7 protein-coding genes are annotated in these 7,168 nt (G+C 73.8%); all 7 read right to left on the bottom strand.

Annotated features, from left to right (window positions below):
• Positions 1 to 78 precede the first annotated feature (78 nt).
• The 7 genes from AB0I18_RS51140 to AB0I18_RS51110 all read right to left on the bottom strand — a co-directional run bounded on the left by AB0I18_RS51140 (position 79) and on the right by AB0I18_RS51110 (position 7,083).
• Positions 79 to 1,182 (bottom strand): NAD-dependent epimerase/dehydratase family protein, encoded by a 1,104-nt coding sequence (locus AB0I18_RS51140; RefSeq protein ID WP_363112738.1) that lies wholly within the window; start codon positions 1,180 to 1,182, stop codon positions 79 to 81.
• A 96-nt stretch (positions 1,183 to 1,278) separates the two neighbouring features.
• Positions 1,279 to 2,016: an HAD family hydrolase gene (locus AB0I18_RS51135; protein ID WP_363112737.1), complete on the bottom strand. Its 738-nt coding sequence runs from the start codon at positions 2,014 to 2,016 to the stop codon at positions 1,279 to 1,281.
• Between the two features lie 91 nt (positions 2,017 to 2,107).
• On the bottom strand, positions 2,108 to 3,073 hold the full coding sequence (locus tag AB0I18_RS51130; protein WP_363112736.1) for an FkbM family methyltransferase: 966 nt from the start codon (positions 3,071 to 3,073) through the stop codon (positions 2,108 to 2,110).
• Positions 3,074 to 3,167: 94 nt separating this feature from the next.
• Positions 3,168 to 4,262, bottom strand: coding sequence for a methyltransferase (locus AB0I18_RS51125; RefSeq protein WP_363112735.1), 1,095 nt, complete (start codon positions 4,260 to 4,262; stop codon positions 3,168 to 3,170).
• Between the two features lie 7 nt (positions 4,263 to 4,269).
• Positions 4,270 to 5,760: a phosphomannomutase/phosphoglucomutase gene (gene manB / locus AB0I18_RS51120; RefSeq protein WP_363112734.1), complete on the bottom strand. Its 1,491-nt coding sequence runs from the start codon at positions 5,758 to 5,760 to the stop codon at positions 4,270 to 4,272.
• A 29-nt stretch (positions 5,761 to 5,789) separates the two neighbouring features.
• Positions 5,790 to 6,284, bottom strand: a complete 495-nt coding sequence (locus tag AB0I18_RS51115) for a 4Fe-4S dicluster-binding protein (protein ID WP_363112733.1) — start codon at positions 6,282 to 6,284, stop codon at positions 5,790 to 5,792.
• Positions 6,274 to 7,083, bottom strand: a complete 810-nt coding sequence (locus AB0I18_RS51110; RefSeq protein WP_363112732.1) for an alpha/beta fold hydrolase — start codon at positions 7,081 to 7,083, stop codon at positions 6,274 to 6,276. Before AB0I18_RS51110 ends, AB0I18_RS51115 begins: the two co-directional genes overlap by 11 nt.
• Positions 7,084 to 7,168: the final 85 nt, after the last annotated feature.

Below are 7,168 nucleotides of genomic sequence, written 5' to 3'. Positions count from 1 at the left end.
CGCGCCACGGGTGCCGCCCGTGTCGTCGGCGCGGTGCGCGCGGTGGGGGTCACCGGCGAAGTCCGGCTCGCGTGCGGATCAGGCATGGCGCGCCCCGAGGTAGGCGGACGAGCCGTGCCGGTGCACAGGTCCCCCGGCGGCGGGCGCCGGCGGTACGGGTGCGGCGGGCGGTTCGAGCGGGCCCTCGGCGATGATCTCACGCAGCGCCGTGCGGACGGCTGCCGATGAGGTGAGGCGTGGCTGCCAGCCGAGGTCGAGCAGCGGCCGGGGGCTGACGCGAACGGTGGGGATGTCGCCCTTCCAGCCGCGCTGTCCGGAGCCGAGGAGGATCTCGCCGTCCGCGCCGGGGAATTCGGCGACGGCGATCCGGGCCACGTCGGCGGCCGCGGTGGCGTCCGTGTTGCACACGTCGTACGCCTCGAATCCCGCCCGTTCGGTGGCGGACCGGCCACCGGCGGCCTCGGCGAGTGTCGTCAACGCGCTGACGCAGTCGGAGACATGGAGGTAGCTGCGCTGCTGGCTGCCGTCGCCGAGCACCGTGAGCCGGGTCGGGTCCTGGCGCAGTTTGCCGACGAAGTCGTGGATGATGCCGCGCCTCATCCCCGCGCCGACGACATTGGAGAGCCGGGCGGCGACGGCGTGGAACCCCGTCTCGTGGGCGGCGGCGCACAGGAACGCCTCGGCGGCGGCCTTGCCCGCGCCGAACCGGGTCGCGGGGCGCGGGGGCCGCCCGGTGAGCGGTACGTCGTGCGCGGCCCGGTCGCCGTAGACGAGTTGGCTCGAGGTCATCACCACACACTGCGGGGGATGGTCGACGAGCGCTTCGAGGAGTGCGACGGTGCCGGTCACGGTGGTGTCGAGGTCGGCGCGGCCGGACTGTGCCCAGGAGCGGTTCTCGGTGTTGGCGCCCAGGTGGAAGATCCAGCGCGCGTCTTTCGTGAGTCCGCGGAGCGTGCGGGTGTCGCGCAGGTCGGCCTCGTGGTACCGCAGGTGCGCGTGCGGGCCGGCGGCCCGCACCCGGTGCACCGAGGTCCACGGGACGACGTCCACGGCCGTCACCCGGCAGCCCGCGGACAACAGCCCGGTCACCAGGTGCGATCCGATGAACCCGGCGGCTCCGGTGACGACGGCGTGCGGGGCGGCACCAGGCGTGTCGCCGGGAGTGTCTCCAGGTATGTCCATGTCCAGTCCTTTGCGTTTGTCCTTGCCGGCCTTGTTCGTCGTCCTTGTTCTTGTTCGGCCTCGCCCGTGTTCGGCCTCGTTGCGCAAGGTTGTGAACTAGGGCTCGGAGTCGAGGAGTTGGGACAGCCGGCGGATACGGGTGTAGCGCGCGGCGTCGTCCGGATAGATGCCGAGAGGGTCGTAGAGGACCGTGGGGGGAAGGCCGTGCGGGGCGCCGTCGAGGGTGTCGCCGACGTAGCGGCACTGCTCCAGGGGGCGGCCGAGGGCCACGGCCGCCATCCGGAAGATCCTCGGGTCGGGTTTGGCGATGCCGACGGCGGACGAGTCGAGGACGCCGTCGAGCCGGTCGAGGAGCCCGGCCCGGGCGAGTTCGGCGTGCGCGCGGCCGTCGGCGTTGCTGACGACGTACCGCTGCACCCGCGGGGGCAGGGCGTCGAGGAACGGCACGGCCTCGGGGTTCACGACGCTCCACAGCACCGTGTCGTCCACCTCGCGGCGGACCGTCCGCCACAGCGACTCGGCGGCGTCGGGCGAGCATCCGGCGTGCGCGGACCAGCGGTGCGCGAACGCCTGCGGGCCGGTATCCGGTCCGGCCGCCAGGTCGAGGTCGCGGGCCGCGAGGGCCACGGCGTGCCGTGCGGTGACGGGGTCGAGGCGCAGCCCGAGCCGCTTGCCGTAGTGGGACAGCACCGCGCCGTCGGGCAGGATCAGGACACCCCCGGAATCCAGGAGCAGCGCGGGCGTGTGCGGGGGTGTGCTCCTCGGGAGACGGGCGGCGGGCTCAGGCAGGGGCGCGGGTACGGGTGCGGTGGCGCGGGGCTGTGCGGTGCTCATGGTGGCTCCAATCCACCGAAGTCCCGGCGCGGGGCCGGGCGCGACCGCCGCCGCGTGCCGAGGGCGGCGGCAGTCGCGGCACTCGGGGCGGCTAGGCGGGTCCGGGCGTCAGGAAGAGGTTCACGAACTCGCGCTCCGTGTTCTCCGCGGCACGGACGAACTCGGCGTCGGGCAGCCCGGGGTCGATGGCCAGGTCGTCGACGATCTCGCGGGTGAAGCCGAGCGAGGAGTAGATCCGCAGCACCTCCACCGGGTCGTCGCCGCGCTCGCGGATGCCGGGCGGCCAGAATTCGACGAGCAGCCGTGGGCGGCAGCGGCGCAGAGTGCGCCGCATGCCGAGGATGGCGAGGTGGTCGCCGCCCTGCAGGTCGACCTTCATGAAGTCGATCTCGGGCACGCCGTCGAGGATGTCGTCGAGGGCGATCACCGGTACGGGGTGGCCGAGTTCGGCCGGCTCGTCCAGGACGCGGTGGTCGCCGGTGTTGCCGTCCTTGTCGCGGCGCAGGTATGCGATGCCGGACCGCTCGCCGGCCGCGGCGAACACCGGCGTGACGTTGGAGGCGCCGTTGCGCACCAGGTTCTGCAGCAGGAGCTGGTGATTCCAGGCGTCGGCCTCGATGGAGACGACCCTGCCGTGGGACTGGACGAGCTGGGACATCAGGAGGCTGAAGTAGCCGATGTGCGCGCCGATGTCCAGGACGGTGGTGCCGGGGGTCACGGTCTTGCGGATCGCCGCGTCCTCGTCCGCCTCCCAGCGGCGGGTCTCGGCGATCTCGGGCCGGATGATGGTGTCGTCGCCGTCGATCTGCAGGGCGCCGACGTCGGAGTCCAGGTGGGCGGGCAGGGTCCATTGTGGTGCCGGGGCGCCGGCCTCGGCGCAGGCGGCGGCGACCAGGGGGCGCCACAGGCGCGCGGTGCTTTCCCCCGCCGTGCGCGGGTCGGGGGCGTGGCCGCCGTCGGCGGTAGCGACCGCGGCGGCCGCGGCACGCTGCATCGTCAGCGCGTAGTCCGCGGGCGAGGGCCCGCCGTAGGGTGTGCGGTCTTCGGTCTCGGGCATGCGAGGGTCCGTCCTTCTCGGGGTACGAGGTGTCGGGTACGAGGTGGGCAACTGGCTCGGGTACGCCGGGACTTGACGTGCGTCGGGGGCGTGGTCAGGCGGGCACGCCCTCGACGATGCTGTGGTACTGGGCTTCGAGGTGGCCGTGGTCGGCGAGTTTGCGCGTCAGGGTGTGCCGGAATCCGGCGGCCGCGAACAGCTCCGCGAACTCCGCCTCGGTGCGGACGCGACCGCCCGTGGTCACCAGGAGGTCCATGTCGGTGGTGACGATGCCGTGGGCGGGCCCGAGGTCCTCCGTGAGGGGCGGCATCAGCGGCTCCATCACGAGGACCCGGCCGTCGTCGGGGATGACAGCGCGGCAGTTGCGCAACAGCGTGCGCACATGGTCGTCGTCCCAGTCGTGCAGGACGCTCTTCATCACGTACAGGTCGCCGCCCGGCACCACCTTGTGGAAGGCGTCCCCGGCCACCACCGAGCAGCGCTCGGCCAGACCGGCCTCGGCGAGCGCCTCGCCGGCCTGCGCCCTGCCTTCGGGCTGGTCGAACACGATGCCCTGAAGGTGGGGATGGGCTCCGAGCAGACAGCTGAGCAGGGCGCCGTTGCCGCCTCCGATGTCCACGACGGTCTTGCACCAGGAGAAGTCATAGCCCTGGGCGAGGGCCGGGCCGACGGCTTTGGTGTCCTCGCCCATCGCGGCGTTGAACAGCGCATATTCGTCCGGGCGTTGGGCGTAGTAGGTGAAGTAGGGCACGCCGTGGATGCGTTCGAAGCCGTTGCTTCCGGTGCGGACCGTCTCGGCCAGATCGCCCCAGCTGCGCCACATGGCCTCTCCGGCGAAGAGCAGCACCATGGCGGCGAGCGAGTCGGGTACGTCGGTGCGCAGCGGGCGTCCCATGGGAGTGAGCACATAGTGGTCGGGGCCACCGTCGGGGGCGACGACGCCGGTACCGGCGAGGCCACGAAGGAGCCGGCGCAGCGACGGCTCGTCGGCGCCGCAGGAGCGGGCGAGTTCGGCGCAGCCGCGGGGGCCTTCGGCCAGCGCGTCAGGCAGGCCGAGGCGGACGGCGGCGTGGATGATCTGGGCGGGCATGGAGCCGAAGGCCAGCTGCCACAGCCGGGCCGTCGACTCGCCCTCGTCCGGGTCGGTCTGCGGCCGCTCGGCCGGGGTGGGGTCGTCGGTCGTGGTCACGGGGTGATCACACTCCTTCCTGTGCCGGTGCCGCAGGGGTGTGCGGCGCTCGGGGACTGGGTGGCGTGGTGGGGGACGTGGGCGGGGACTTGGGTGGCGCGGGCCGGGACCGGGCCGGCCGGGGCCGGGTCGGCGGGGTCTCGACGAGGTCGAGCACCTCGGCGCGCAAGGACGTCGCGGTGTGCTCGTCGCGGGCCTCCACGTTGAGCCGCAGCAGGCCGCGGCTCTCGGTGTTCGAGGGCCTGAGGTTGAACCAGGCGCCGTCGGCGCGCCGCACGGTGAGCCCGTCCAGCCAGTCGCAGGTGGTGTCCGGCCGGGCTCCGGCGGCGCGGGCGACCTCCCGCAGCCGTGCGTCGGGCTCTGCGACCCGGATCGCGGTCTCCGGCAGGGTGGTGTACGGGGTACGGCGGCTTACGAGTTGGGACACCGGCTGGTGGGTGGCGCCCAGGGCCGCGAGGACGTGGAGGGCCGCGAGGAGTCCGGAGTCCGCGTTCCAGAACCGGCCGAAGTAGCAGTGCGCGGAGTGCTCGACGCCGAGAACGGCCCGGGTGCGGGCCATCTCCCGCTTCATGTACGAGTGACCGACGCGGGAGCGCACCGCGCGGCCGCCGAGCGCGGTCACGGCGTGGGGCAGGGACCGGGAGGTCACCGCGCTGTGCACGACGGCGGCGCCGGGCTCGCGGGCGAGGGCACGCTCGGCGAGGAGGGCGCCGACGGCGCTCGGCGCAACCGTCTCGCCCCGCTCGTCGACGACCACGCAGCGGTCGGCGTCACCGTCGAAGGCGAAGCCCACGTCGGCGCGGGCCGCCCGGACACGATCCCGGAGCGCCGCGGTGTAGCCGGGCCTCATCGGGTCGGCGTCCGGCTGCGGGAAGTCGCCGTCCACGCCGAAGTTCAGCGGGATCACGTCGACCGGCAGCGCGCCCAGGACAGTGGCTGCGGTGAGTCCGGCCATGCCGCCGCCCGCTTCGACCACGGCCGTGATCTGCCGCACCGGGGCCGTGTCCGGCGCGGCGAGCGCGAGCAGGTGGTCCCGGTAGCCCGCGAGCACCGGCTGGTCCCTGACCTGGCCGGTCCCGGCGCGCGGCGGCCTGGCGCGTGGGCCGCGCGCCAGGTGCAGCAGCGTGCGCAGGCCGGTGTCCCAGCCGATGGGTTCGGCGTACGCGCGGCACAGCTTGATGCCGTTGTAGCGGGGCGGGTTGTGGCTCGCGGTGATCATTGCGCCGGGGCGGCCGAGCACCCCCGAGGCGTAGGAGACCATGTCCGTGCCGGCCAGGCCGATGCGCAGGACATCGCTGCCCTGGCCGAGCACGCCGCGGATGAACGCGTCGGCCAGGCCCGGTGAAGAGGCGCGCATGTCGTGTCCGACGACCACCTCGTCCTCGGGCACCAGGCGCGCGAAGCACGCCCCGAAGGTCTCGGCCAGCTCCTCGTCGAGTTCCTCCCCCACCACTCCTCGTATGTCGTACGCCTTCACCACGGCGGCAACGTCGCGCATCGTCGGCTCCTCGGTGTCGCGGTCCCCGCTCACCAGCGGCGGATCCGGGTCGGCAGCCCTGCGGGACGGCGGGTGCCGTCGTCGAGGACATAGGGGTCCCGCGGGCCGAGCGGCTCCTGCCACCACTGCTCGGGGGCCGGCTCCCACTCCTCGTCCGGGTAGATGCAGTCCACGGGGCACACCGGTGGCAGGCAGGCGCCGCAGCCGGAGCAGAGTTCGGGCAGGATCGCCATGCCGCCGCGGCCGAGGTTGAAGACCGCGCCGAACTGGGACGGACAGGCCTCGACACAGGCGTCACAGCTGATGCACTCGCTCTGCTCGATCCGCAGCGGTGGCTTGCGCCACTGCGGTGGGCGGGCGCGGTCGGCGGTGCGCTGGGCCCGGGGGCTTTCGGTGGCCGGGCGTTCGGCCACCGGGCGGCGTTCGCTGCGGCGCGGGGGGCGGCCCGGGGTGAGACCGGATTCGGCGCCGGCGGGTCGCGGGGCGGATTCCTCGGTGGGACGGTCCGAGCGGTCAGCGGTCATGGGCGGGGGCCTCCAACACGGTGGGGGACGCGGATGGTTGCGGGGTGTCGCCGGGGATGAAGGTGGTGGCCGTCCACGCGGTCGTGGCCCGTACGGCTGCGGCCAGACCGCTCGCGGAGAAGCCATGACTGCCGTCGACGACGCTCAGCCGCCAGGTGGGACGATGCTCGGCCTCGTCGAGGATGAGGCGGGTCATGCGGTCGGGGTGCGCCAGCTCCTCGGTGCCGTAGACGACGCACACCGGCACCTGGCTGTCGCGCAGCAGCGCGGGGTAGTCGTGGGCCCGGTCATCTCGGGTGTAGGAGACGCCGAGCCACAGACCGCACCAGGCGGCGGCCAGGGTGCCGTCGACGCGTCGCAGCCGGGGCGCGGGCCCCTCCCCTTCCTCCTCGCTGAGGATCGGCCCCCACAGGACGGCGCCGACGACGGCGGGCAGGTCGTGCGCGGCCATCGCGGCGAGCCGGGCGCCCGCGCTGTTGCCGACGACGACGAACCGTTCCGCCACCCCCTGGGCGCGCAGCTCGTGCACGGCCGCTCGCAGGTCCGCCAGGCGGCGGCTCCAGGTGGTGTGGGTGAAGCAGCCGTCGCTCACGCCGGTGCCCCGGCTGTCGTAGCGGAAGACGGGCAGCCCGTGCGCGGCCCCGCCGTGGGCGAGGAGGGTGCCGCACTCATGGATGTCCACGCGCTGCCCCGGATTGCCGGGTTCGTAGATCAGACAGACCGGCCAGGGCCCGGAGCCGGGACCAGGCGTGTGCAGCACGCCGAGCAGTTGCTCGCCGTCGGAGGTGATGGAGAGCAAGGACCGCCTCTTCGACGCGTACGCCCGCCGCAGCGACGTCGCCGAGGCGACCCCGGACGCCGTCGACGTGTCGGACGGCACGCTC

This window comes from Streptomyces sp. NPDC050704 (assembly GCF_040654355.1).
Taxonomy (GTDB): Bacteria; Actinomycetota; Actinomycetes; order Streptomycetales; family Streptomycetaceae; genus Streptomyces.
Note: the sequence above shows the minus strand (reverse complement) of the source record. Positions and strands in the feature narration are given on the sequence as shown.

Excerpts from the sequence above, each read along its gene's own strand:
- manB (WP_363112734.1), bottom strand. The coding sequence starts at position 5,760 with ATGCGCGACGTTGCCGCCGTGGTGAAGGCGTACGACATACGAGGAGTG.
- AB0I18_RS51140 (WP_363112738.1), bottom strand. The coding sequence starts at position 1,182 with ATGGACATACCTGGAGACACTCCCGGCGACACGCCTGGTGCCGCCCCG.
- AB0I18_RS51135 (WP_363112737.1), bottom strand. The coding sequence starts at position 2,016 with ATGAGCACCGCACAGCCCCGCGCCACCGCACCCGTACCCGCGCCCCTG.
- AB0I18_RS51130 (WP_363112736.1), bottom strand. The coding sequence starts at position 3,073 with ATGCCCGAGACCGAAGACCGCACACCCTACGGCGGGCCCTCGCCCGCG.
- AB0I18_RS51115 (WP_363112733.1), bottom strand. The coding sequence starts at position 6,284 with ATGACCGCTGACCGCTCGGACCGTCCCACCGAGGAATCCGCCCCGCGA.